The organism is Streptomyces sp. YGL11-2 (assembly GCF_050054615.1).
Lineage (GTDB): Bacteria > Actinomycetota > Actinomycetes > Streptomycetales > Streptomycetaceae > Streptomyces.
The window spans coordinates 1-22,241 of sequence record NZ_JBNHIN010000031.1 but is presented as its reverse complement, the minus strand read 5'-3'; the positions used below and the strand labels follow the sequence as shown (position 1 = coordinate 22,241).

Sequence of the window (22,241 nt, the reverse complement as noted above, 5' to 3'; positions counted from 1 at the left end):
CCCCCCCCCCCCCCAGGCCCGTCCCCTACTTGCGCGTTCCGCTACTTGCGCGTTCCGCGCCTCGCGCTTCGCGCACTACACCCGCCCACCCCCCGAAGGGGGGTGGGCGGCGGGGAAAAACAAAGGCCAGAGCCGCGGGTGGGTGGCGGGGAAGGAAGACGGACGGACTGGCGGAAAGACAGGCAGAGGAGCGGGAAGACAGCAAGACAGGCAGAGGGGCGGGAAGACAGCCGCACTGCCCGGAAGACAGCCGGACGCCCGGGACGGGAGGGACGACGGACGAGCCGGTCCGGAGACAGCCGGAGGGCGGAGTTCAGCGCAGCCGGGCCACGCGCCAGATGGCCAGGGCGGCGAGGACGGCGACCACCGCGGCGTAGAGGAGGACCACGCGCCAGCTGGCGCGGCGGCCGGAGCCGCGGGCCGGGAGGCCGGGCCAGGTGTAGCCGACGCGGCGGGCGGCCATCATGCCCCAGCCGGCGGCGCAGCAGCAGAGCAGCAGGCCGAGCATGGCGATCACCGCGCCGCCGTCGCCGCCGAACTCGAAGGCGAGCGGGAAGGCGAACATCAGCGACCCGACGGCGGCGAGGCCGACGATCGGGGCGAGCTGCCACAGCCGCAGTCGGCGGGGCGGGCGCAGGTCGCGGAAGGACTCGCCGCCCTCGGGAGGTGCGTCGTGGTCGGCGTCGGGGCCGTCCGAGGCGTCCAGGGTGGCCGTCGGGCCGTCATGGGGCCCGGGGATGATGTCGTGCGTCTCCGGGCCGTCGTGGCGCGGCGGTGCCGCCTCGGTGCCGTTACGGTCCGGCTGCTGGGCTCTGTTGCGAGGGCCGGCCTCCATTGCCACGCGCCCTCCCCACTACAGATTGCACGCCTCGATCGAAGGTTGATGATGACACGCCCTCAGGGGGCCGGATAACGGCCGGAGCGTCCCGATGCCATGACGTGATCAGGCTGTGACCGGTCGTTCGAGCAACGCCAGCGCGAGCCCGGGGAGGTCGGCCCGGCGGTCGGCGGCCCCACTGAGCCAGTGGACCCGGGGGTCCCGGCGGAACCACGAGTCCTGACGGCGCGCGAATCGCTTGGTGGCGCGCACCGTCTCGTCCCGCGCCTCCTGCTCGGTGCACTCCCCCGCCAGCTGGGCGAGCACCTGCTGGTAGCCGAGCGCTCGGGAGGCCGTCAGGCCCTCGCGCAGCCCCGCGGCCTCCAGGCGGCGCACCTCGTCGACCAGGCCCGCCTCCCACATGCGGTCCACCCGGCGCGCGATCCGCTCGTCGAGTTCGGGGCGCTCGACGTCGACGCCGATCTGCACGGTGTCGTAGACGGATTCGTGGCCGGGGAGGTTGGCGGTGAAGGGGCGGCCGGTGATCTCGATGACCTCCAGGGCGCGCACGATGCGGCGGCCGTTGCCGGGCAGGATCGCGTGGGCGGCTTCGGGGTCGGCGGCGGCCAGCCGGGTGTGCAGGGCGCCGCTGCCCAGTTCGGCCAGTTCGGCCTCCAGGCGGGCGCGGACGGCGGGGTCGGTGCCGGGGAATTCCAGGGCGTCGAGGGCTCCGCGTACGTACAGGCCCGAGCCGCCCACGAGAATCGGGGTGCGGCCCTCGGCGAGCAGCCGGTCGATCTCGGCGCGGGCCAGCCGTTGGTACTCGGCGACGTTGGCCGCGCGGGTGACGTCCCAGATGTCGAGGAGGTGGTGCGGGACGCCCTGCCGCTCCTCCGGTGTCAGCTTGGCGGTGCCGATGTCCATGCCGCGGTAGAGCTGCATCGAGTCGGCGTTGATCACCTCGCCGCCCAGGTGCCGGGCGAGCGCGACGCCCAGATCGGACTTTCCGGCCGCGGTGGGGCCGACGACGGCGACGACTCGGGGAGTGGGGACGACGGTGTTCACCCCGTCAGTCTCGCAAACCTCACGCCCCCATCTCGAACGAGCGACGTGACGGGGCACCGACGGCGTCGTTGCCTGTTGCGAGATCCCGAACGCCGGTGCGCTGCCGGCGCCCGTCGGGCGGCGCAAGAGGACGCTCCGGGCGACGAAGGGATTTCGCCCACATGAGGAGCGTAGGAGCAGTTATGGGCGTGTTTTCGCGGTTCCGTCGGCGTAAGGCCGAGGCGGCGATGGAGGAGAGTGCCGCAGCGGCGGTGACGGCGGAGTCGGAGCCGCAGCCGGAGTCGGAGGCGCAGCCGGGGACCGAGGCGCAGCCGGAGGACGGCGCGCAGGCGGACGCGGCGCAGGCCGAGGCCGGTACGGACGCCACGGCGGCGGAACCGGAGGACGCCGAGCAGACCGCGGCCGAGGCGCCGCAGGCGGTTCCGGAGGAGTCCGGCGACGCGGACGGCGACGCTGCGGCCGAGGAGCCGGCCGAGGCGGCCGAGGGCGCCGGGATTCCGCGGCAGCAGTCCGCGGGAGCGGCGGCGGACAGTGAGGGCGCGCGCAAGTAGGCGCACGCCTGCCGGATGCCGGTCGCAACGGCCGCGGGGCGAGCAAGCCGCCTCGCGGCCGTTGCGCTGCGTCGGTGCCCTGGCGGGGTGCGGACGCGTACGGGGGTTGCCGTGCCGCTGGTTACGTCCAGGCCGCCGCGACGTAGCCGACGCCGTACGGGGCCTCCTCGCGCAGCAGCCGGCCGCCCAGGCCGGCGCCCTCGGCGGCGCCCGCCAGGACCTGCCAGCAGGACCGCCCGGACACCAGGAGGTCCGCGGCAAGGTCTTCGTCGAGGGCTCTCAGGGCGGCGATATCGGCTGATCCGAGGGCGCGGGCCGTCGCGGCGTCGAAGTCCGCGGCCCGTTCGTCGAAGTAGCCGGGCGCCTTGAGCGACCGGCGGGCGCTGCCGTCGCCCATCACGAGCAGCGCCAACCGGGGCGCGGACGCGGCGAGTTCGCGGCCCAGCGCCCGGCAGCGGTCGCCGGCGAGCGACTCCGTCACGCCCAGCCCCTCGACGGGCGCGTCGGCCCAGTCCGTACGGGACAGCAGCCAGGCGCCGATGGACAGCGACGGCGGCAGGTCCCGTTCGGGCGCCGGTCCGGCGGCGCCGAGCCGTACGTGCAGGTCCACCCCGAAGCCGCGGAAGGAGCCGGTGGCGCCTTGCGGGTGCGTGCCCCGGCCCGCCTCGTCGGTGGGGCCGAGGACGACCAGACGGTCCGGGCGGGCCGCGGCGAGCACGCCGACCGCGTCCAGGCACGCGGCACGCAACCCAGCCAGCTCAGGGGCGGCGCCGGCGGCGACCTCCGGTACGAGCAGCGGCGGGCAGGGGCACAGGGCGGCGGCAACGAGCATGCCACGCAGCGTAACGCCCGGGGCCCGGGCCGTCCGCGCGGGTCAGTCGCAGCCGCAGCCGGCCGCGGGCGCCGGGCTCGGAGCCGGGGCCCCGATGGTGGGTAGGCCGAGGAGGACGCCCTTGGGCTTCTCCGCGGGGGCGGCGTTCCGCTTCTCCCAGGCGTCGCCGGCGCGGGTGCGCCGGATGCTCAGGGCCGGGCCCTCGGCCAGGAGGTGGTGCGGCGCGGCATAGGTCACCTCGACGGTGACCATGTCACCGGGTCGCGGAGCGGGCCCGGTGACGTTGGACGCAGTGCCGGGTCGCGGAGCGGGCCCGGTGACGTCGGACGTCTCGATGCCTCGGGCGCGGTGGTCGTCGGCGTCCTGCAGGGTCGGGTTGAAGTGGACGAGGCGGTTGTCGGGCGCGCGGCCGGAGAGCCGGTGGGTGGCGCCGTCCTTGCGGCCCTCGCCCTCGGCGACCATGACCTCAAGGGTGCGGCCGACCTGCTTCTTGTTCTCCTCCCAGGAGATCTCCTCCTGGAGGGCGACCAGGCGCTCGTAGCGCTCCTGGACGACGGCCTTGGGGATCTGGCCCTCCATGTCGGCCGCGGGGGTGCCGGGGCGCTTGGAGTACTGGAAGGTGAACGCCTGCGCGAAGCGGGACTCGCGCACGGTGTGCAGGGTCTGCTCGAAGTCCTCCTCGGTCTCCCCGGGGAAGCCGACGATGATGTCGGTGGAGATGGCCGCGTCCGGCATCGCGGCGCGGACCTTCTCGATGATGCCGAGGAACCGCTCCTGGCGGTACGAGCGGCGCATCGCCTTGAGGACCCGGTCGGAGCCGGACTGCAGCGGCATGTGGAGCTGCGGCATCACGTTGGGCGTCTCGGCCATGGCCGCGATCACGTCGTCGGTGAAGTCGCGCGGGTGCGGGGAGGTGAAGCGGACCCGCTCCAGGCCCTCGATCTTCCCGCAGGCGCGCAGCAGCTTGCTGAAGGCTTCGCGGTCGCCGATGTCCGAGCCGTAGGCGTTGACGTTCTGGCCGAGCAGGGTGATCTCGCTGACGCCCTCGGCGACCAGCGCCTCCACCTCGGCGAGGATGTCACCGGGCCGGCGGTCCTTCTCCTTGCCGCGCAGCGCCGGGACGATGCAGAACGTACAGGTGTTGTTGCAGCCCACGGAGATGGAGACCCAGGCGGCGTACGCGCTCTCGCGGCGGGTCGGCAGGGTCGAGGGGAACGCCTCCAGGGACTCGGCGATCTCCACCTGCGCCTCCTCCTGGACGCGGGCGCGCTCCAGCAGGACGGGCAGCTTGCCGATGTTGTGCGTCCCGAAGACCACGTCGACCCAGGGGGCCTTCCTGACGATGGTGTCGCGGTCCTTCTGGGCCAGGCAGCCACCGACGGCGATCTGCATCCCGGGGCGCGCGGCCTTCTTCGGGGCGAGCTGGCCGAGGTTGCCGTAGAGCCGGTTGTCGGCGTTCTCCCGCACCGCGCAGGTGTTGAAGACCACCACGTCGGCGCCGTCGCCGTCCTTGGGCGCGGGGACGTATCCGGCCTCTTCCAGCAGGCCGGACAGCCGCTCGGAGTCGTGGACGTTCATCTGGCACCCGTAGGTGCGGATCTCGTAGCTTCTGTTGACGTCCACTGCCTGGCTCCGGTCGCTGCTGCTGGTCATTCCTCAAGGGTAGGTGCTGCCGGGGGCGTCTCCGGACGCCGGATCCCGGGCCGCCGCGGAGCTGTCGGCGGGGCGCCGCCGGACCGCGGCGGGGCGGGGGCGGTCAGGCGGTGGTGAAGCGCTCGCCGGGTGCGCCGCGGAGGCGGCCCGGGGGGAGTTTGCGGCCGAACGCGACCAGGAGGAGGTCCTGGGCGGTGCCGTGGAGGGGGGTGCCGGTGCCGAAGGACCAGTCGAGGTCGTCGGCGTGCAGGGCGATGCCGTCGGTGTCGGCGCGGAAGAACTTCAGGGACTTGGGGGTGACGCCGGCCAGCAGGACGCGGAGGCGGTCCTCGGGGACGCGGCGGTCCAGGTCGAGCGGGACGGTGATGTCGAGGCCGTGGACGACGTCGTGCCCCAGCGCCGCCTCGAAGCCGCCGACCGGCGGGGTCCAGGGGTGGTCGGCGTTGTCCCGCAGGGCGGCGGCGAGCTGCGGTGCGGAGAGGGCGGCGGCGTCCTTGCGGGCGCAGCGGTCGGTCATCCGGTGCAGGCTGCCGCGGGCCTTGAGGAGTTCGGCGGCCAGTGCGGGGAGCCGGTAGCGGAAGCCGAGCGACATATGGGCCGCGACGTCGCGGACGCGCCAGCCGGCGCACAGGCTGGGGGCGTCCCACTGCTCGGCCGTCAGGCCGTCCAGCAGGTCGGCCAGCTCGCGCCGTTCGGCGGCGATGGCGGCTCGGATGTCCATGGTCGCTCCCCCGTCTCCGGGCGGCCGTCCCCGGCCCCGCCCGTCAGCTGTTCGGCTTCCAGGATCTTGGTGACGGGTGCCATGAGTCCAAGAGTTTGGTGTTCTGGTAACTAGCATTGCCGGTTATGGAACTGCGCCAGCTCCAGTACTTCGTCGCCGTGGCGGAAGAGGCCAACTTCACCCGGGCCGCGGCCCGTCTGCATCTGGCACAGCCGGGGGTGAGCGCCCAGGTCCGGCAGCTCGAACGGGAGCTGGGGCAGCCGCTGCTGGACCGGTCCGGCCGGTCGGTGACGCTGACGGAGGTGGGCGCGGCCGTGCTCCCGTACGCACGGGCCGTGCTGGCCGCCGTCGCCGGCGTACGGCACACCGTGGACGAGTTCACCGGGCTGCTGCGCGGCCAGGTCGCGCTCGGGATGGTGTCGGGGGCGCACGCCGGCACGGACCGCGACGTGGTATCGCTGCTGGCCGGGTTCCACGACGCGCATCCGCAGGTCGACATCGCGCTGACCGAGGACACCTCGGAGCGGCTGCTCGCCGCGCTCCAGTGCGGGGAGCTCGATGTGGCGCTGCTGGGCGTCGCGGACGCGGTGCCGCCGGCGGGGCTCTCGCTCCAGGTCGTCGTCGACGAGCCGCTGGTGGCGGCGGTCGCTCCGGACGATCCGCTCCTGGCGGCCGCGGAGGGCGGGCGCATCCCGCTGGCGGCGCTGCGCGACCGCCCATTGATCAGCCTGCCGCGCGGGACCGGTGTCCGCGGGGTGCTGGAGCGCGCCTGCACCGATGCCGGGTTCCGGCCGCGGATCGCGTTCGAGGCGGCGGCGCCGCAGCTGCTGACCCGGCTCGCGGCCCGGGGGCTGGGGGTGGCGGTCGTGCCGGCGCCCGATGCGGCGACGGCGGCCGGGGTGCGGACGCTGGAATTCCGTACGCCCTGCCCGCGCGGCCGGGTCGCGCTGACCTGGCGGGCGGACGGGCCGGCGGGGCCGGCGGCCCAGGCGCTGCTGGAGTGCCTGCGGACGGCGATGGGGACGGCCGGGGCGGGACCCGACTCCGGTGCGGGCGCGGGGGCGGACGCCGGGCGGCGTCCGGAGGCCGATACGTGACCTGCCCGCCCCTCCCCATGAGCGGCCCGTCCTGGCAGGATCCCGCCCATGGTCACCGCACTCCCCCGCCCCGCTCGCCGCGCGCTCACCGCGGCGGGCGCGGTGCTGGCCGTGCTCGGGATGGTGCTGTGGTGGCTGCTGCCGCCGGTCGGTGAGCGTGCGCCGAGCGGCCGGGTGACGTTGGCCACCGGTGTGCCGACGGGGGTGTACGCGCGCTACGGCGAGTTGCTGAAGCAGGATCTGGCGCGGGACATGCCGGGGGTGGATCTGCGGCTGACGCGGAGCGAGGGCTCGATCGACAATCTGCGCCAACTGGTCTCCGGGCGCGCGGCGTTCACCATCGCGACGGCGGACGCGGTGGCCGCCTACCAGGTCGGGCACGAGCCGGGCGCGGACCGGCTGCGGGCCTGTGCGCGGCTCTACGACGACTACATGCAGCTGGTGGTGCCGAAGAACTCCCCGGTGCGGTCGGCCAGGGACCTGCGGGGCCTGCGGGTGGGCGTCGGGACGGACGGCTCGGGCGTCCAGCTGATCACCCGGCGGCTGATGGAGGCGGCCGGCCTGGATTTCGACCGGGACATCGTGCCGGTGCGGGTCGGCATCGACCAGGCGCCCGGCCGGCTGGAGCACGGCGACCTGGACGCGTTCTTCTGGTCGGGCGGGCTGCCGACGCAGGCGGTGCAGCGGCTGACGCAGCGGTTCCCGGTGCGGCTGGTGCAGCTCGGGGATCTGAGCGAGGCACTGCACAAGCAGGGTGAGCGCACCCGCTATTACCGGGCGGCGGTGATGCCCGCCGACGCGTATCCGCAGGCGCAGGACGGCGAGGCGGTGAAGACCATCGCGGTCGCGAACCTGCTGGTGACGACGGACCGGGAGGATGCCGCGCTGACGTTCGGCATCACCCGGACCGTCATCAACAGCCGGGACGCGATCGGGCACGAGGTGCACGCGGCGCAGAACGTGGACCTGCGGACGGCGGTGTTCACCGATCCGCTGCCGCTGCACAAGGGGGCCCGGGAGTACTACGTGTCGGTCAAGCAGTGATCGGTCAAGCAGTGACCGGCCTGCGTCCCGACGGCCGGCCACGGCGCGGACGCCGGCGCCGACCACCGCCGCCACTGCCGCTCCCGCCGCCGGGCGCGCCCGCCCCGGCCGTCCGCCCGGGCGCCGGTGCGGCGATCACGACGGGCTCGCCGCTGGGCGTACGGGCGCCGGTGACGCGCACCAGCTCGGCGTCGCCGGGGCGGACCCGGGCGGTGCCTGGGGTGATCTTCGCCTGGCGCATCAGCCGGGTCATCTCCCGGCGCTGGCCGGGCGTGACGAGGGTGACGACGGTGCCGGACTCGCCGGCCCGCGCGGTACGGCCGCCGCGGTGGAGGTAGTCCTTGGCCTCGGTCGGCGGGTCGACGTTGACGACGAGGTCGAGGCCGTCGATGTGAATGCCGCGCGCCGCGACGTTGGTGGCGACCAGCGCCGTGGCACGGCCGGTGCGGAAGTGCTCCAGGGTGCGGGTGCGCTGCGGCTGGGTCTTGCCGCCGTGCAGCGCCGCGGCGTGGACGCCCTGGGCGAGCAGGTGCTTGGTGAGGCGGTCGGCGCCGCGCTTGGTGTCCACGAACATGATCACCCGACCGTCGCGGGCGGCGATCTCGGTGGCGGTGGCGCGCTTGTCGGCGTCGTCCACGTACAGGACGTGGTGCTCCATGGTGGTCACGGTCGCGGCCGAGGGGTCCACGGAGTGGGTGACCGGGTCGGTCAGGAAGCGGCGGACCAGCTTGTCGACATTGCGGTCGAGGGTGGCGGAGAACAGCATCCGCTGGCCGTCGGGGGCGGTCTTCTCCATCAGGCGGGTGACCTGCGGCAGGAAGCCCATGTCGGTCATCTGGTCGGCCTCGTCGAGGACGGTGACGGCGACCCGGTCGAGCGTGCAGGCGCGCCGGTCCAGCAGGTCGGCGAGCCGGCCCGGGGTGGCGACCAGTACTTCGGCGCCCTTGCGCAGGGCCTCGGTCTGCCGGTTGATCGAGGTGCCGCCGACGACGGTGGCGCAGCGCAGCCGCAGGGCCGCGGCGTACGGGGCGAGCGCGTCGGTGACCTGGCCGGCCAGTTCGCGGGTGGGGACCAGCACCAGTGCCAGGGGGCGCTTGCTCTCGGCGCGCTTGCCCGCCGTACGGCTGAGCAGGGCGAGGCCGAAGGCGAGGGTCTTGCCGGAGCCGGTGCGGCCGCGGCCGAGGACGTCGCGGCCGGCGAGGGTGGCCGGGAGGGTGGCCGCCTGGATGGGGAACGGGGTGGTGACGCCCTGCGCGCGCAGTGCGGTGCGGAGCGCCTCGGCCAGCGGCAGCTCGTCGAAGGAGCCGGCGGGCGGAGGGGTGGACGCCCGGGCGGGCGTTCCGCGGTCGGCGCTCGGTCGCGGTGCGGTCGCTGGTGTCACGAAAGGCCCTTCAGGGGGAGGGAGAGAGGTGACCGCGGGAGGGGTGCCGCCCCGCGGGAAACGGGACGGGGCCCGCACCGGCGCGGCCGGTGCGGGCCCTGTCCACGGGACGCGGGGGCGTCAGGCGGCGGCGATGTTCTCCGCCTGCGGGCCCTTGGGGCCCTGGGTCACGTCGAAGGTGACCTTCTGGCCCTCAAGGAGCTCACGGAAGCCCTGGGACTGGATGTTCGAGTAGTGGGCGAAGACGTCGGGGCCGCCGCCGTCCTGCTCGATGAAGCCGAAGCCCTTTTCCGAGTTGAACCACTTGACGGTGCCGGAAGCCATGTTTTTCTCCTTCATGGGGCAAGCCGGAGACCGCACCGCGCGGCCTCCTTGTCGCCGAGATGATCGCCCCACACCGGAACAGGTCCGGAAAACAAGGAACGCCCGGGGCTTCCAGCCTCCGGGCGCGCACAAAGTTCATGGGTACCACAACTGCAACGCCGTTTACGATAGCACAGGCGTACGGCGGCGCCGCGCGCGGTCAGGGGGCGCTGCGCGGCACGCTCACGGTGACCTCCAGGCCGTGCGGAGGGTGCGGCGCGTAGGCGATGGTGGCGCCGCCGGCGGCGAGCAGTGCGCGGGCGATCGACAGGCCGAGGCCGGAGCCGGAGACGTTCTGGTGGCGGCCGCTGCGCCAGAACCGGTCGCCGATCCGGGCGAGTTCGTCCTCGGCGAGGCCGGGGCCGCGGTCGGCGACGGTGATCCGCACGTACGCGCCGTCGGCGGCGACGGCCACCGTGACCGGCTCACCGGCCGGGGTGAACTTCAGGGCGTTGTCGACGACCGCGTCCAGCGCGCTGGAGAGGGCGACCGGGTCGGCCCAGCCGGTGACCGCGGGGTGGCCCTCGTAGGCCAGCCGGACGCCCTTGTCGTCGGCCAACGGGCGCCAGGAGTCGACGCGTTCGGCGGTCAGCGCCGCGACGTCGGTGAGCTGGAGGTCGGCGGCGGTGTGCTCGGCGAGCGCGAGGCCGAGGAGATCGTCCAGGACCCGGGCGAGCCGCTTGCCCTCGGTGCGGACCGAGGCGATCTCCTCGTTGCCGTCGGGGAGTTCGAGGGCCAGCAGCTCGATGCGCAGCAGCAGCGCGGCGAGCGGGTTGCGCAGCTGGTGGGAGGCGTCGGCGACGAAGGCGCGCTGCTGTTCCAGGACCTCCTCGACGTGGTCGGCCATCTCGTTGAACGAGCGGGCCAGCCGGCGCAGTTCGGGCGGTCCGGCGGTGGCGGCGACCCGGGCGTTCATCCGGCCGGTGGCGATGTCGTGGCTGGCGGTGTCCAGGACGCGGACCGGCCGCAGCACCCAGCCGGTGAGCCGGAAGGCCGCGCCGATCGCGACGAGCAGCGCCGCCGCCTCCCCGGCCGCGATCAGCAGCCAGCCGTGCAGGATGCGCGCGCGCATCTGCCCCGTGGGCGAGTCGGTGACGACGACGGCGACCACGTCGCCGTCGCGGATGACCGGCGAGGCGACCGGGATCCGGCCGGTGTCGTCCCAGGGCCAGACCTGGTGCGGGTCGTGGCTGCGGCGGCCGGCCAGCGCCTCGCTGAACGCCTGGGCGCCCTCGCCGTCCGTGGGCACCGGCAGGTCCTCGGGGGCCGCGGCCATGGGGGTGTGGTCGCGGTAGAAGACGCCGGCCCGTATCCCGTAGAGGCCGTAGTAGCGGGTGAGTTCGGCCCGGAGGGTGGCCAGCCGCTCGTCCTCCTCGGGGGTCTTGGCGCGGGACGCAGCGCTGGGGCGGGCGGTGACGAACTGGGCGAGGGAGGCGAACCGGGCGGCGTCGTCGATCCGGTCGACGACTACCTTCTGCTGCTCCACCCCGGCGGTGATCACGCCCAGCGGGATGCCGAGCGCCAGCAGCACGGCGGCCATGAGGACGATGAGGAGCGGGAGGAGTCGGGTGCGCACGGGGACCAGCGGCCGTCAGGAGGCCGGCGGCCGGGTGCCCGGGGCGGCACCGGCGGCCGGGACGACGAGGCGGTAGCCGACGCCGCGGACCGTCTCGATCAGCGCCGGCATCCGCAGTTTGGCGCGGAGCGAGGCGATGTGCACCTCCAGGGTCCGGCCGGTGCCCTCCCAACTCGTCCGCCACACCTCGCTGATGATCTGCTCCCGGCGGAAGACCACCCCGGGGCGCTGGGCGAGCAGGGCGAGCAGGTCGAACTCCTTGCGGGTGAGCGGGACCACCGCGCCGGCCACGGACACCTGGCGGGTGGGGAGTTCGACGGTGACCAGGCCGAGCCGCAGCGGCTCCACCGCGGCGGCCTCCTCGGCGGACTCGCCGCCCGCGGCCGGGGTGGTGCGCCGGCTCACCGCGTGGATACGGGCCAGCAGTTCGCCGGTGTCGTAGGGCTTGACGACATAGTCGTCGGCGCCGAGGTTCAGGCCGTGTATACGGGAGCGCACGTCGGAGCGCGCGGTGACCATGATGACCGGGGTCGTGCAGGTCCTGCGGATCCGGCCGCACACCTCGAAGCCGTCCTGGTCGGGCAGCCCCAGGTCGAGCAGCACCACCGCGAACGGCTCGGCGTCGTCGGGCAGCAGGGCCTGGAGTGCCTCCTCGCCGCTGCGGGCGTGCACGACGGACAGGCCGTGCCGGGCCAGCACCGCGGACAGGGCGGCGGCGACATGGTCGTCGTCCTCGACGAGCAGCAGTCTCATCCGGCCCCCTCCTTCGGTGTGTGCGTACGGGCCACAGGGCATCTACGGGGATAGCCGCCCCACCCGTCAAGAGGACGCCACCTCCGGGCCGCCATCCGTTACCCAGCCGGTACGCCGCCGGTGCCTACGGTGAGTGACCCCACCTCCGGCGGCACGGCGTCGCCTTCACCGGGTGTGTCCGGTTGCAGCCGGATCGTTATGCTCAATTCTCCCTCAGATGTAATGACGCTGGTCGCGGGGCGTCATTAGGGTCCTCCCAACCGAGGAGGACGGAGCTGTACGCCGATGAGCGAAGTATCGGTGACCGAGAACGCCGAGGGTCCCGCGCCCGCGGGGGACCCGTTGGTCGTGCTGGACAACGTGAACAAGCACTTCGGCGCGCTGCACGTGCTCCAGGACATCGACCTGACGATCCGGCGCGGCGAGGTGGTCGTGGTGATCGGGCCCTCGGGGTCCGGCAAGTCCACGCTGTGCCGCACGATCAACCGCCTGGAGACCATAGACAGCGGCAGCATCACCATCGACGGTAGGCCGCTGCCGCAGGAGGGCCGCGAACTGGCCCGGCTGCGCGCCGACGTGGGCATGGTCTTCCAGTCCTTCAACCTCTTCGCGCACAAGACGGTGCTGGAGAACGTGATGCTGGGCCAGACCAAGGTCCGCAGAACGGAGAAGGCCGCGGCGGAGGAGAAGGCCCGTACGCTGCTCGACCGGGTCGGCGTCGGCGCCCAGGCGGACAAGTACCCCGCACAGCTTTCCGGTGGCCAGCAGCAGCGCGTGGCGATCGCCCGCGCCCTGGCGATGGACCCGAAGGTGATGCTCTTCGACGAGCCGACCTCGGCCCTGGACCCGGAGATGATCAACGAGGTGCTGGAGGTCATGCAGCAGCTCGCCCGGGACGGCATGACGATGGTCGTGGTCACCCACGAGATGGGGTTCGCGCGCTCCGCGGCGAACCGGGTGGTCTTCATGGCGGACGGCAGGATCATCGAAGAGGCCGAGCCGAACCAGTTCTTCACCAACCCGCGCAGCGACCGGGCGAAGGACTTCCTGTCGAAGATCCTCCACCACTGAGCCCGCGGTTGGGCCACCATGAATGCCAACACCTGTTGAACCAAAGGATGTTCACCATGAGGATGCGTAAGACGGCTGCGGCGGGTGCGGTGGTGCTCGCGCTGGCGGCGACGGCGACGGCGTGCGGAGGCCAGTCGGGTACGGCGGGCGACAAGCCGGCCGGCGGTGATGTCTACAGCGGCACGTACACGGTCGCCAAGGGCGTGAACGTCGACTCGGCGACGCTCAAGAAGGCGCAGAAGGCCGGTCACATCACCATCGGTGTCAAGGCCGACCAGCCGTTCCTCGGCTTCAAGGACCCGGCCACCGGCAAGTACTCCGGCTTCGACATCGAGATCGCCAAGATGGTCGCGGCCGACCTGGGCTTCTCCGCGGACCAGATAAAGTTCGACACGATCGACTCCAACGTCCGTGAGACCACCATCTCCAAGGGCCAGGTCGATTACTACGTCGGCACGTACACCATCAACGACGAGCGCAAGAAGCAGGTCAGCTTCGCGGGCCCGTACTACACCGCCGGCGCCGACCTCCTGGTGCGCAAGGACGACAAGGCCATCACCGGCCCGGACTCCCTGCAGGGCAAGAAGGTCTGCTCCATCGTCGGGTCCACCCCGCTCCAGGAGATCAAGAAGCCCAAGTACGGTGCGCAGACCGTCGAGCAGTCCAAGTACTCGGACTGCGTGAAGTCCCTGCTGGACGGCTCGGTCGACGCGGTCACCACCGACGACGCCATCCTCAAGGGCTACGCCGCCCAGCGCCCCGAGAAGCTCAAGGTCGTCGGCCAGCCCTTCACCAAGGAGCCCTACGGCGTCGGCCTGGGCAAGGACGACAAGGCCCTGCGCGACGCGATCACCACCGCGCTGGAGCACCACATCAAGAACGGTGAATACCAAAAGGCGTACGAGGGCACGCTCGGCAAGTCCGGCTCCGCCTACGTCGCGCCGGAGACCCCGCTGCCGCGGTACTGAGGCCGCCCGCCGCACACCGGACCGCGCCGCCCCGTACGCCCGCCGCGGCGGGTGTACGGGGCGCGGTGTCTCCCGCGCCCCCTCCCGAGCCCCGCGCGCTCCTTCTCGCCCCTGAGCCGCCCCTCTTCCCCGTCGCCGGCCCGACCGCTACCGCGGAGACCCCATGAACGTACTCCTCGATTATCTGCCCGAGTTCCGGGACGGGTTCCTCGGAACCCTGGCGATCACCGCGTCCAGCGCGCTGCTCGCCCTGGTACTCGGCGTGCTCATAGCCGGTTTCCGGGTCTCTCCGATACCGCCGCTGCGCGCCTTCGGAACGGCCTGGGTCACGGTGCTGCGCAACACGCCGCTGACGCTGCTCTTCCTGGTCGCGGTCTTCGTCGTGCCGCAGATCCTCTTCCAGGGCGCGAGCCCGTACGTGCTCGCCACCCTGGCGCTCGGCTTCTACACCTCCTCGTTCGTGTGCGAGGCGGTCCGATCCGGCATCAGCACCGTGCCGCTGGGGCAGGCGGAGGCCGCCCGCAGCCTCGGGATGACCTTCTCCCAGACACTGCGGCTGATCGTGCTGCCGCAGGCGACGCGTACCGTCATCCCGCCGCTGAGCAGCATCTTCATCGCACTGACGAAGAACTCCGCGATCGCCGGCGCGTTCAGCGTCACCGAGCTGTTCAACGTCTCCAAGCTGCTCAACGACAGGGGCTACCCGATCGCCTGGATCTTCCTGTGGATCGCGCTCGCCTACCTCGTCATCACCTTCGCCATCAGCGGCCTCTTCCGGCTGCTGGAGCGCCGGTTGGGGGTGGCCCGATGAGTGGTCACAGCATGGGGGTCCCCCCGGCCAACGGCTGGGAGAGGAACAGCACGACGCAGGTGTCACGCGCAGGCGGGGCGGAACGAAGCGAGGTATGGGCATGAGTGGGGCCAGCGTTCTCTACGACGTTCCGGGGCCGAAGGCGAAGGCGCGTAACCGCGTCTACGCCGTGGTGGGCACCCTTGCGGTGCTCGGGCTGATCGCCTTCGTCGTGCTGCGGCTGAGCGCCAAGGGGCAGCTCCAGCCCGAAGTGTGGAACATCTTCAACTACGCCGGCGTGCGAACCAGCATCCGCGACGGTGTCCTGACGACTCTTCAGGTCTTCGCGGTTGCCGCGGTGCTGTCGCTCGCCCTCGGTACGCTGCTCGCGGTGGCGCGACTGTCGGACCACAAGCCGATCCGCTGGTTCGCGACCGGGTTCGTCGAACTCTTCCGGGCCGTCCCGCTTCTGATCACCATCTACGCGCTGTGGGTGATCCTTCTCAGCAACCGCGACAGCCTCGGCCTCACCGGCAGCCAGCCGCAGTTCTGGGCACTGGTCGCCGGACTGACGGTCTACAACGGCTCGGTCCAGGCCGAGGTGCTGCGGGCCGGCATCAACTCCGTGCCCAAGGGCCAGAAGGAAGCCGCGTACGCGCTGGGCATGAGCAAGACGCAGGTCATGACGACGGTGCTGATGCCGCAGGCCATCCGGGCGATGCTGCCGACCATCATCAGCCAGCTGGTCGTGACCCTGAAGGACACCTCCCTCGGCTACATCATCACCTTCGAGGAACTGCTCTATAAGGCCCGCCTGATGAGCAGCAACATCATCGTCAACGGTAACGACACCTACATCCCGGTGATCATCGTCGTCGGCAGCATCTACGTCGCGATGTGCCTGGCCCTGTCCGCGCTCGCCAACTGGATCGAGCGGCGCGGGCGCCGGGCCAGGACCGGCATCGGCATGGCCGCGGCCGCCGAACCGGTCACCGCCACCGACGCGATGGAGGCCGCCGGCGCGGCCCCGGACGGCGCGGCGGGCACCAAGAGCTGACGGGACGGTCAGCCACTCCCCGGCTGATACCGGACCGTCCGGAGGCGGTGGCAACGGCGCCACCGCCTCCGTCACTTGACGCGAGCGGTCGCAATGGGTTGCATACGCTGTGTGATCACGCACCGGGCTCCAACTGCCAGTTCCCGCACGTCCCGTACGTACCGCCGGACCGAGGGAGCCGCGCCGTGGACCCGGTGATCGTCGTCGGGGCCGGTCCGGTCGGTCTCTCGGTCGCGCTCGCGCTCACCCGGCTCGGCGTCCCGGTCGTGGTCCTCGACGAGACCGGCGGCCAGGACGACACCCGGCCCGCCCGCACCGCCGTGCTGCGCCCGGACACCGCGGCGTTCGTCGGCCGGCTCGGCTGCGCCGCCGCCCTGGAGAGCGCCGGCACCCGCTGGTCGGCCTGGCGCACCATGCGCCGCCGCCGACTGCTGGAACGTGTCGCCTTCACCCCGTCCGGCGCCCCCGGTGCATCCGGTGCCGCGGGCCCGGCGGCCGCCGCGTCCCCGGTCCACCTCCCCCAGCACGCGCTGACCCGCGCGCTGCGCGCCGCGCTGGCCGATGAGCCGCTCGCCGAGGTCGCCATCGACAGCCGGCTGGCCGGCATCGAGCAGGACGAGCACGGCGTCACCGTGCACACCCGCGGCTCCAACGGGACGTCGCGGCGCGGGAGTTACCTGGTCGGCTGCGACGGCCCGCGGTCCACCGTCCGCAAGCTGCTGGACATCCGCTTCCCGGGCCGGACGGCCGTCGAGCGGTACGCGGTGGCCGCGCTGCGCACCGAACTCCCCTGGCCCGGCGAGGCCCTGCTGCACCGCTCACCGGCTCGGCACGGGGGCGGCCCGGTCGCCGAGGTCTCCGCCCGCCCACTGGCCGGCGGCGTCTGGCGGCTGGACTGGCTGCTGCCACCGGGACGCGAACTGGTCACGCCGGACGCCCTGGTGGCGCGGATCCGCGACTCGCTGGCCGGCTGGACGGCGGACTCGGCGGCGGAGCCCGGCGACGACGGCGCCGGCGGGTACGCGCGCGGCCAGGGCCCGCTCGTCCCGCCGTACGAACTCCTCGACACCGGCGTGCACACCGTCCACCACCGGCTGGCGCGGACCTGGCGGCAGGGCCGCGCCTTCCTCGCCGGGGACGCCGCCCATCTGCTGGGCGCGCTCGGCACCCAGGGCCTGGACGAGGGGTTGCGGGACGCCGAGAACCTCGCCTGGAAGCTGGGCCTGGCCTGGCACCACGGCGCCTCCGAGACGCTGCTGGACAGCTACCAGGCCGAGCGCCGGGACGCGGTAGCGGCCCGACTGCGGGCCGCGGACTCGGCGCTGCCGCTGCTGCGGGACGGCGGCGCGGTCCGCTGGCGGACCGTTCTGCCGGGCGCGGCCCGGGGCCGCAGCACCCTGCTGACCGACGGCCATCTGGGCCGCGGACCGCTGGGCGCCGCGCCCACGTACACCCGTACGCCGCTGGCACCGGCCGCCGGGCTGCCCGGTGAGACGGCGGTCGACACGGTTCCCGGCGGGCCGGTCGCCGATGTGGTGGTGACCGCCTCCGACGGGTCGGTGGTGCCGCTGCGCGAGCGCCTCGGGCAGGGGCTGCTCGTGGTGCTGGTGGCGCCCGGTACCGGCGTCTGGGACCGGCGGCACTGGCAGTCGGCGGGGCTGATGCCCCGGCTGACCAGCGCGGTCGGGGCGCTGCCGATGCGCGCCGAGATCCTGGTCACCGAGGCGTATCCGGGCGCCACCGCGCACACCGTGCTGGTCGTCCGGCCCGACGGCCATCTGGTCACGGCGTTGTCCGGGGTCCGACCGGGTGGGCTGTCCGCCTGTGCGGACGCGGTCCGCGGCGGGGCGTACGGACGGGAGGCCGGGGAGCGCACGGAGACCTGCGGCACGCGCGGGGCCGGGGAGACCGCCGGAGCCGGTGGCGCCGGTGACGCCGGTGGAGCGGACGGGCCGGGCGGCACCCCGGGGGACGGCTCCGGGGGCACGGCCGAGGGGGCCACGGACGGCGCCTCCGGTGACGCCGCGGGAACGTCTCCTGTTGACCCTCCGGGAAGCACCGTGCTTCACTCCGAGAGTGACTGATCACAGCTCGCGATTCTGGCGGAGGGTCCATCTGGACCTGGTCCGCTATGCGGGCTGCATGTGTCGTCCGTCCTGTTGATCCGCGGTTCTCCGGAATTCCCCTGCCCGCGCGGCCGTTCGGCGTTGCCCGGCCGCGCCTCTTCGCGATCACTCAGGACGGTATCCCGTGCCCGACCTACAGACCTCCGCGCGCCCGCGTGCCGCCGCCCAGGGCGGCGGCCCCAGCGCCTCCGAACTCCTCGACTTCGCCCACCGCACCGCCGCCGACACCGCGCTCGTCACCTCACTGCCGCTCGACCCCGAAGGCCGTACCTGGATCCGGCTGGACGGACCGGGCGGCAGCGAGGCGTGGCTGATCGGCTGGCCACCCGGGACCGGCACCGGCTGGCACGACCACGGCGGCTCCCGGGGCGCGTTCGCGACGGCGGCCGGCGAGCTGACGGAGCAGTCGCTCGCCGTCCAACTCCCCACCGACGGCTGGAAAACGCTGGAACTCGCCGACGGCGTCGACCGGCAGCGCACGCTCCGCGACGGCCGCGGGCGGGCGTTCGGCCCGCACCATGTCCATCAGGTGCTCAACACCTCCGCGGACACCCACGCGGTGTCCGTGCACGCCTACTACCCGCCGCTGCCACTGATGCGCCGCTACAGCCGGACCGGTCCGGTGCTGCGGCTGGAAGAGGTCGAGCGTCCGGAGGAGTGGGGATGAGCGAGCGCGGCATGGGGGTCCCCCCGGCCGGAGGCTGGGGGAGAGTCAGGGAAGTGTGCGCGCCTCGCGGATGCGGGGCCGAGCGGAGCGGGGTATCGGCATGAGCGCGGTCGACGAGTTGCTGGCACGGGCGCGGCGGACGCTGACACGGGTCGGTCCGCGTGAGGCCGCCGCGCTCCAGGACACCGGGGGGCTGCTCGTGGACATCCGCTATGCGCAGCTGCGGGAGCGGGACGGCACCATTCCCGGTGCGCTGATCGTCGAGCGCAACGAGCTGGAATGGCGGCTCGACCCGACGGGCGAGCACCGTGCCTCCGAGGCGACCCATCACGATCTGCCCGTCGTGGTGATCTGCAACGAGGGCTACGCCTCCAGCCTCGCCGCGGTCTCCCTGCGCGAGTTGGGCCTGCACCGCGCGACGGATCTGATCGGCGGCTTCCAGGCGTGGCGAGAGGCGGGCCTGCCGGTGGAGCGGTGACGGGAGGGCCCGTCGTCCGCCGCCGCGGCCGCCCTTCAGTCCTCCGGTATGTGCTGCTCCAGCAGCTCGGGGTCCTCGCCCTCCTCCTCCAGCGCCCGGCGTACGACGCGGAGGGCGAGGCCCTCGGAATAGCCCTTGCGGGCCAGCATGCCGGCCAGCCGGCGCAGCCGCTTCTCGCGGTCCAGGCCGCGGGTGGCACGCAGCTTGCGGTCCACCAACTCCCGGGCGGTGGACTCCTCCTGGTCCCGGTCGAGACGGCCGACGGCCTCGTCGATCACGGCGGAGTCCACGCCCTTGGTGCGCAGCTCGCGGGCCAGCGCACGGCGGGCCAGGCCGCGGCCGTGGTGCCGGGACTCCACCCAGGCGCCGGCGAACGCCGCGTCGTCGATCAGCCCGACCTCCTCGAAGCGGGACAGCACCTCCTCCGCGGCCTCCTCGGGGATGCCCCGCTCCCGCAGGGCGTCCCCGAGCTGCTTTCGGGTACGCGGGCTCCCGGTGAGCAGGCGCAGGCAGATCGCCCGCGCCTGCTCCTCGGGCGTACGCGGCGGTCCCGACTCGGCCCTCGACGAGAGGGAACCACCGCCGTCCCTTCCGGCCGCGCCGTCCTCGCGGGCGGCATCGGCCTCTTGGGCGGCACCACGCCGGCGAGTGGCGCGGCCCGCCCGGCCGTTACGGTCCTCGGGGTCGCCGGCAGCGCTGCGGAAGGAGTCCTCGCTGCTCGGCCAGTCCGTTCGCCGTGTCATCGCGGGCTAGCTCTTGGCCGCCGCGGCCTTGGTGCCCTTGGCAGCCTTGGGGGCCGCCGCCGGAGCGGCCTTGGCCGGCGCCTCCGCCGCGCCCGCCGCGTCCGCGCCGGGCTCCGCCGCCGGGTCCTCCGGCTTCACGCCGATGCCCAGCTTCTCCTTGATCTTCTTCTCGATCTCGTTGGCCAGGTCCGGGTTGTCCTTGAGGAAGTTGCGGGCGTTCTCCTTGCCCTGGCCGAGCTGGTCGCCCTCGTAGGTGTACCAGGCGCCGGACTTGCGGATGAAGCCGTGCTCGACGCCCATGTCGATCAGACCGCCCTCGCGGCTGATGCCCTGGCCGTAGAGGATGTCGAACTCGGCCTGCTTGAAGGGGGGCGCGACCTTGTTCTTGACGACCTTGCAGCGGGTGCGGTTGCCGACCGCCTCGGTGCCGTCCTTCAGGGTCTCGATCCGGCGGATGTCGATCCGGACCGAGGCGTAGAACTTCAGCGCGCGGCCACCGGTCGTGGTCTCCGGCGAGCCGAACATCACGCCGATCTTCTCGCGGAGCTGGTTGATGAAGATGGCGGTGGTCTTGGACTGGTTGAGCGCGCTGGTGATCTTGCGCAGCGCCTGGCTCATCAGCCGGGCCTGGAGGCCGACGTGCGAGTCGCCCATCTCACCCTCGATCTCGGCCCGCGGCACCAGGGCGGCGACGGAGTCGATCACGATCAGGTCGAGCGCACCGGAGCGGACCAGCATGTCCGTGATCTCCAGGGCCTGCTCGCCGTTGTCCGGCTGCGAGAGGATCAGGGCGTCGGTGTCCACACCGAGCTTCCTGGCGTACTCGGGGTCGAGGGCGTGCTCGGCGTCGATGAACGCGACGGAGCCGCCGGCCTTCTGGGCGTTCGCCACGGCGTGCAGGGTCAGGGTCGTCTTACCGGAGGACTCCGGGCCGTAGACCTCGACGACCCGGCCGCGCGGGATGCCGCCGACGCCGAGCGCGACGTCGAGGGCGGTCGATCCGGTGGGGATGACCTCGATGGGTTCGTTGGGCCGCTCCCCCATGCGCATCACGGCGCCCTTGCCGAATTGCCGTTCAATCTGTGCGAGCGCGGCGTCCAGCGCCTTCTCGCGGTCGGTGCCTGCCATGGGTTCCACCCGGTTTGCTTGAGTCGATCGCTTCACGTCCATGACGCTAACGCCTGCCACTGACAATGCGCCCGGACCCGGCTCCGGCCTGTGGACAACCCCGCGAAATGCCCGGGAACCACCCCGGGACGGGCCCGGGTCACGCGGCCGGATCCCCATGAGAATGGATGTTCGATTTTGGTGTCAAGCGCACCACGACACCGCACCGGCAGCCGTCAGTCGCCGCGTCCCGCACCGTCGCGGCGGCAGGAGCGAGCGCAGTGTGCGCAGCGGCCGGGGCCCTCGGCGGCCGGCCGCCGAGGGCCGCCGCTCACCGCTCGTCGGACGGCACGTCCACCGCGACGCAGACCGCCCGCCAGACCTCTTTGGCGCTCCAACCCGCGTCCAGCGCCTCATGGACGGTACGGCCGCCGAGCTCGGACATCACGTGATCGCGCGCGAACGAGTCGGCGTAGGCCGCGCCGAAATGGTCCGCCATCCGCTGCCAGAACACCGTCAACCGCATGATTCCCGCTCCGCACCCACGCTGATCCGCCTCCGGCTCACGCCGCTCCGCGGCCTTACGGCCAGGGTGCCATTGTCCCGCCTCCCGGCCGGCCCGCGCGCCGCTCCCCGACTCCCCGGCCCTCCCACGGGACCTCGCCCGCCCGCCGTGTGGCGTCCGTCACCCGCTCGGTTAAGTCTCTGCCAAGAACGCGGATCGGGGTCCTGGCGCGGGGCTAGACTCTTCGAGGTTTGAAGAGGCACCTCGTTCGGTGAGGCGTCTTCACGGACACAGGCCACTGATCCCACCCGTCGAGAGACGCTCCGGATCAGGACAGGTCTCCCCGACCTAAGGGGTGACCCCAAGTGGCTTCCCCGGTACGGGGATTACGCCGTGGAGTGCCAAAGCTCTGACGAGTTGGGGTGAGCCGCCCGGATATTCCGGTCCGGCCTGCTCCTTGCCGAGTCGTTGCTGACGCGCACCGTTCGCGTCCCGACCGGAAGGAGGCGAGAGACATGGATTGCAGTTGCAGTAGTCCGGGCCATCATCGGCCCGCCATCCGCCTGTCCTCGCACTCTTCCGGCACGCGGTAACCACCTCCCCTGCGCGGCTTCCCCGCCGTGTCACGCCCCGTATGGCCAGGCGCCATCACGGGTCGCCGCGCTGCGCTCCCGCGCAGGGGAGATGACTGCCGCGTGCCCCCAATACCTCTCCCTCCGGGGGGACTTGGGAGGTACGCCATGACCCACACCACACTCAACGGCAGCTCCGCGGCCACCGCGTCGCGCGCCGCCGTCCTCGATGACGCGCACGTAGGCGACATCCGCGGTGCGCTGGGCACCATCAAGCTCGACGACACCGCACCCCGCACCGGCC

Annotated in this window: 22 protein-coding genes, 2 pseudogenes and 1 riboswitch; of the genes and pseudogenes, 11 read left to right on the top strand and 13 right to left on the bottom strand. The window is 73.0% G+C overall.

Annotated elements, in window-relative coordinates; translation table 11 throughout:
* Positions 1-313: 313 nt before the first annotated feature.
* On the bottom strand, positions 314-835 hold the full coding sequence (locus ACO1BR_RS29070; RefSeq protein ID WP_159510327.1) for a hypothetical protein: 522 nt from the start codon (positions 833-835) through the stop codon (positions 314-316).
* A gap of 108 nt (positions 836-943) precedes the next feature.
* Entirely contained in the window at positions 944-1,882 is a 939-nt protein-coding gene (gene miaA, locus ACO1BR_RS29065) for a tRNA (adenosine(37)-N6)-dimethylallyltransferase MiaA (RefSeq protein WP_426798073.1), read from the bottom strand.
* 182 nt (positions 1,883-2,064) lie between these two features.
* Between miaA and ACO1BR_RS29060 the strand changes: the two genes are divergently transcribed.
* The gene (locus tag ACO1BR_RS29060) at positions 2,065-2,433 is read left to right on the top strand and encodes a hypothetical protein (RefSeq protein ID WP_426798072.1); all 369 of its coding nucleotides are present in this window, start codon (positions 2,065-2,067) and stop codon (positions 2,431-2,433) included.
* A gap of 121 nt (positions 2,434-2,554) precedes the next feature.
* On the opposite strand, the gene ACO1BR_RS29055 is transcribed toward ACO1BR_RS29060, so the two are convergent.
* The 4 genes and pseudogenes from ACO1BR_RS29055 to ACO1BR_RS29040 form a co-directional block, all read right to left on the bottom strand.
* Positions 2,555-3,265 carry a class III extradiol dioxygenase subunit B-like domain-containing protein gene (locus ACO1BR_RS29055; protein WP_426798071.1) on the bottom strand — a complete coding sequence of 237 codons (711 nt, stop codon included), beginning with the start codon at positions 3,263-3,265 and terminating at the stop codon, positions 2,555-2,557.
* A 42-nt stretch (positions 3,266-3,307) separates the two neighbouring features.
* Positions 3,308-3,529: pseudogene (locus ACO1BR_RS29050) on the bottom strand (tRNA (N6-isopentenyl adenosine(37)-C2)-methylthiotransferase MiaB); the annotation flags it as partial.
* 107 nt (positions 3,530-3,636) lie between these two features.
* A pseudogene (miaB, locus tag ACO1BR_RS29045) lies at positions 3,637-4,918 on the bottom strand (tRNA (N6-isopentenyl adenosine(37)-C2)-methylthiotransferase MiaB); the annotation flags it as partial.
* Positions 4,919-5,021: 103 nt separating this feature from the next.
* Positions 5,022-5,639, bottom strand: a complete 618-nt coding sequence (locus tag ACO1BR_RS29040; RefSeq protein WP_426798070.1) for a maleylpyruvate isomerase family mycothiol-dependent enzyme — start codon at positions 5,637-5,639, stop codon at positions 5,022-5,024.
* A gap of 125 nt (positions 5,640-5,764) precedes the next feature.
* Between ACO1BR_RS29040 and ACO1BR_RS29035 the strand changes: the two genes are divergently transcribed.
* Positions 5,765-6,736, top strand: a complete 972-nt coding sequence (locus ACO1BR_RS29035; RefSeq protein WP_426798069.1) for a LysR family transcriptional regulator — start codon at positions 5,765-5,767, stop codon at positions 6,734-6,736.
* A gap of 48 nt (positions 6,737-6,784) precedes the next feature.
* The gene (locus ACO1BR_RS29030; RefSeq protein ID WP_426798068.1) at positions 6,785-7,780 is read left to right on the top strand and encodes a TAXI family TRAP transporter solute-binding subunit; all 996 of its coding nucleotides are present in this window, start codon (positions 6,785-6,787) and stop codon (positions 7,778-7,780) included.
* A gap of 4 nt (positions 7,781-7,784) precedes the next feature.
* On the opposite strand, the gene ACO1BR_RS29025 is transcribed toward ACO1BR_RS29030, so the two are convergent.
* From ACO1BR_RS29025 to ACO1BR_RS29010, 4 genes are all read right to left on the bottom strand, one after another.
* Positions 7,785-9,239 carry a DEAD/DEAH box helicase gene (locus tag ACO1BR_RS29025; RefSeq protein WP_426798067.1) on the bottom strand — a complete coding sequence of 485 codons (1,455 nt, stop codon included), beginning with the start codon at positions 9,237-9,239 and terminating at the stop codon, positions 7,785-7,787.
* Positions 9,240-9,281: 42 nt separating this feature from the next.
* Complete coding sequence (locus ACO1BR_RS29020) at positions 9,282-9,485, bottom strand: cold-shock protein (RefSeq protein ID WP_426798066.1); 204 nt, start codon at positions 9,483-9,485, stop codon at positions 9,282-9,284.
* Between the two features lie 199 nt (positions 9,486-9,684).
* Entirely contained in the window at positions 9,685-11,100 is a 1,416-nt protein-coding gene (locus ACO1BR_RS29015; RefSeq protein ID WP_426798065.1) for an ATP-binding protein, read from the bottom strand.
* Positions 11,101-11,115: 15 nt separating this feature from the next.
* A complete protein-coding gene (locus ACO1BR_RS29010) occupies positions 11,116-11,853 on the bottom strand; it encodes a response regulator transcription factor (protein WP_426798064.1) in 738 nt (245 codons plus the stop codon).
* Between the two features lie 285 nt (positions 11,854-12,138).
* Here ACO1BR_RS29010 and ACO1BR_RS29005 point away from each other — a divergent pair, with 285 nt between their 5' ends.
* The 8 genes from ACO1BR_RS29005 to ACO1BR_RS28970 all read left to right on the top strand — a co-directional run bounded on the left by ACO1BR_RS29005 (position 12,139) and on the right by ACO1BR_RS28970 (position 19,010).
* Entirely contained in the window at positions 12,139-12,924 is a 786-nt protein-coding gene (locus tag ACO1BR_RS29005) for an amino acid ABC transporter ATP-binding protein (protein ID WP_426798063.1), read from the top strand.
* Between the two features lie 56 nt (positions 12,925-12,980).
* Positions 12,981-13,892 carry a glutamate ABC transporter substrate-binding protein gene (locus ACO1BR_RS29000; RefSeq protein ID WP_426798062.1) on the top strand — a complete coding sequence of 304 codons (912 nt, stop codon included), beginning with the start codon at positions 12,981-12,983 and terminating at the stop codon, positions 13,890-13,892.
* Positions 13,893-14,055: 163 nt separating this feature from the next.
* A complete protein-coding gene (locus ACO1BR_RS28995; protein WP_426798061.1) occupies positions 14,056-14,703 on the top strand; it encodes an amino acid ABC transporter permease in 648 nt (215 codons plus the stop codon).
* 100 nt (positions 14,704-14,803) lie between these two features.
* Entirely contained in the window at positions 14,804-15,739 is a 936-nt protein-coding gene (locus tag ACO1BR_RS28990; protein ID WP_426798060.1) for an amino acid ABC transporter permease, read from the top strand.
* A gap of 185 nt (positions 15,740-15,924) precedes the next feature.
* Positions 15,925-17,823 (top strand): FAD-dependent monooxygenase, encoded by a 1,899-nt coding sequence (locus ACO1BR_RS28985; protein WP_426798059.1) that lies wholly within the window; start codon positions 15,925-15,927, stop codon positions 17,821-17,823.
* Complete coding sequence (locus ACO1BR_RS28980) at positions 17,756-17,902, top strand: putative leader peptide (RefSeq protein ID WP_426798058.1); 147 nt, start codon at positions 17,756-17,758, stop codon at positions 17,900-17,902. The genes ACO1BR_RS28985 and ACO1BR_RS28980 overlap by 68 nt, the downstream gene beginning before the upstream one ends.
* Before the next feature lie 87 nt (positions 17,903-17,989).
* The gene (locus ACO1BR_RS28975; RefSeq protein WP_426798057.1) at positions 17,990-18,532 is read left to right on the top strand and encodes a cysteine dioxygenase; all 543 of its coding nucleotides are present in this window, start codon (positions 17,990-17,992) and stop codon (positions 18,530-18,532) included.
* A gap of 100 nt (positions 18,533-18,632) precedes the next feature.
* Positions 18,633-19,010 carry a rhodanese-like domain-containing protein gene (locus ACO1BR_RS28970; RefSeq protein WP_426798056.1) on the top strand — a complete coding sequence of 126 codons (378 nt, stop codon included), beginning with the start codon at positions 18,633-18,635 and terminating at the stop codon, positions 19,008-19,010.
* A 35-nt stretch (positions 19,011-19,045) separates the two neighbouring features.
* On the opposite strand, the gene recX is transcribed toward ACO1BR_RS28970, so the two are convergent.
* The 3 genes from recX to ACO1BR_RS28955 all read right to left on the bottom strand — a co-directional run bounded on the left by recX (position 19,046) and on the right by ACO1BR_RS28955 (position 21,386).
* Positions 19,046-19,753, bottom strand: coding sequence for a recombination regulator RecX (gene recX / locus ACO1BR_RS28965; RefSeq protein WP_426798055.1), 708 nt, complete (start codon positions 19,751-19,753; stop codon positions 19,046-19,048).
* Between the two features lie 6 nt (positions 19,754-19,759).
* Positions 19,760-20,881, bottom strand: coding sequence for a recombinase RecA (recA, locus tag ACO1BR_RS28960; protein WP_426798054.1), 1,122 nt, complete (start codon positions 20,879-20,881; stop codon positions 19,760-19,762).
* Between the two features lie 310 nt (positions 20,882-21,191).
* Positions 21,192-21,386, bottom strand: coding sequence for a DUF3046 domain-containing protein (locus ACO1BR_RS28955; RefSeq protein WP_426798053.1), 195 nt, complete (start codon positions 21,384-21,386; stop codon positions 21,192-21,194).
* 235 nt (positions 21,387-21,621) lie between these two features.
* Positions 21,622-21,794, top strand: a riboswitch (M-box (ykoK) riboswitch).
* Positions 21,795-22,241 lie beyond the last annotated feature (447 nt).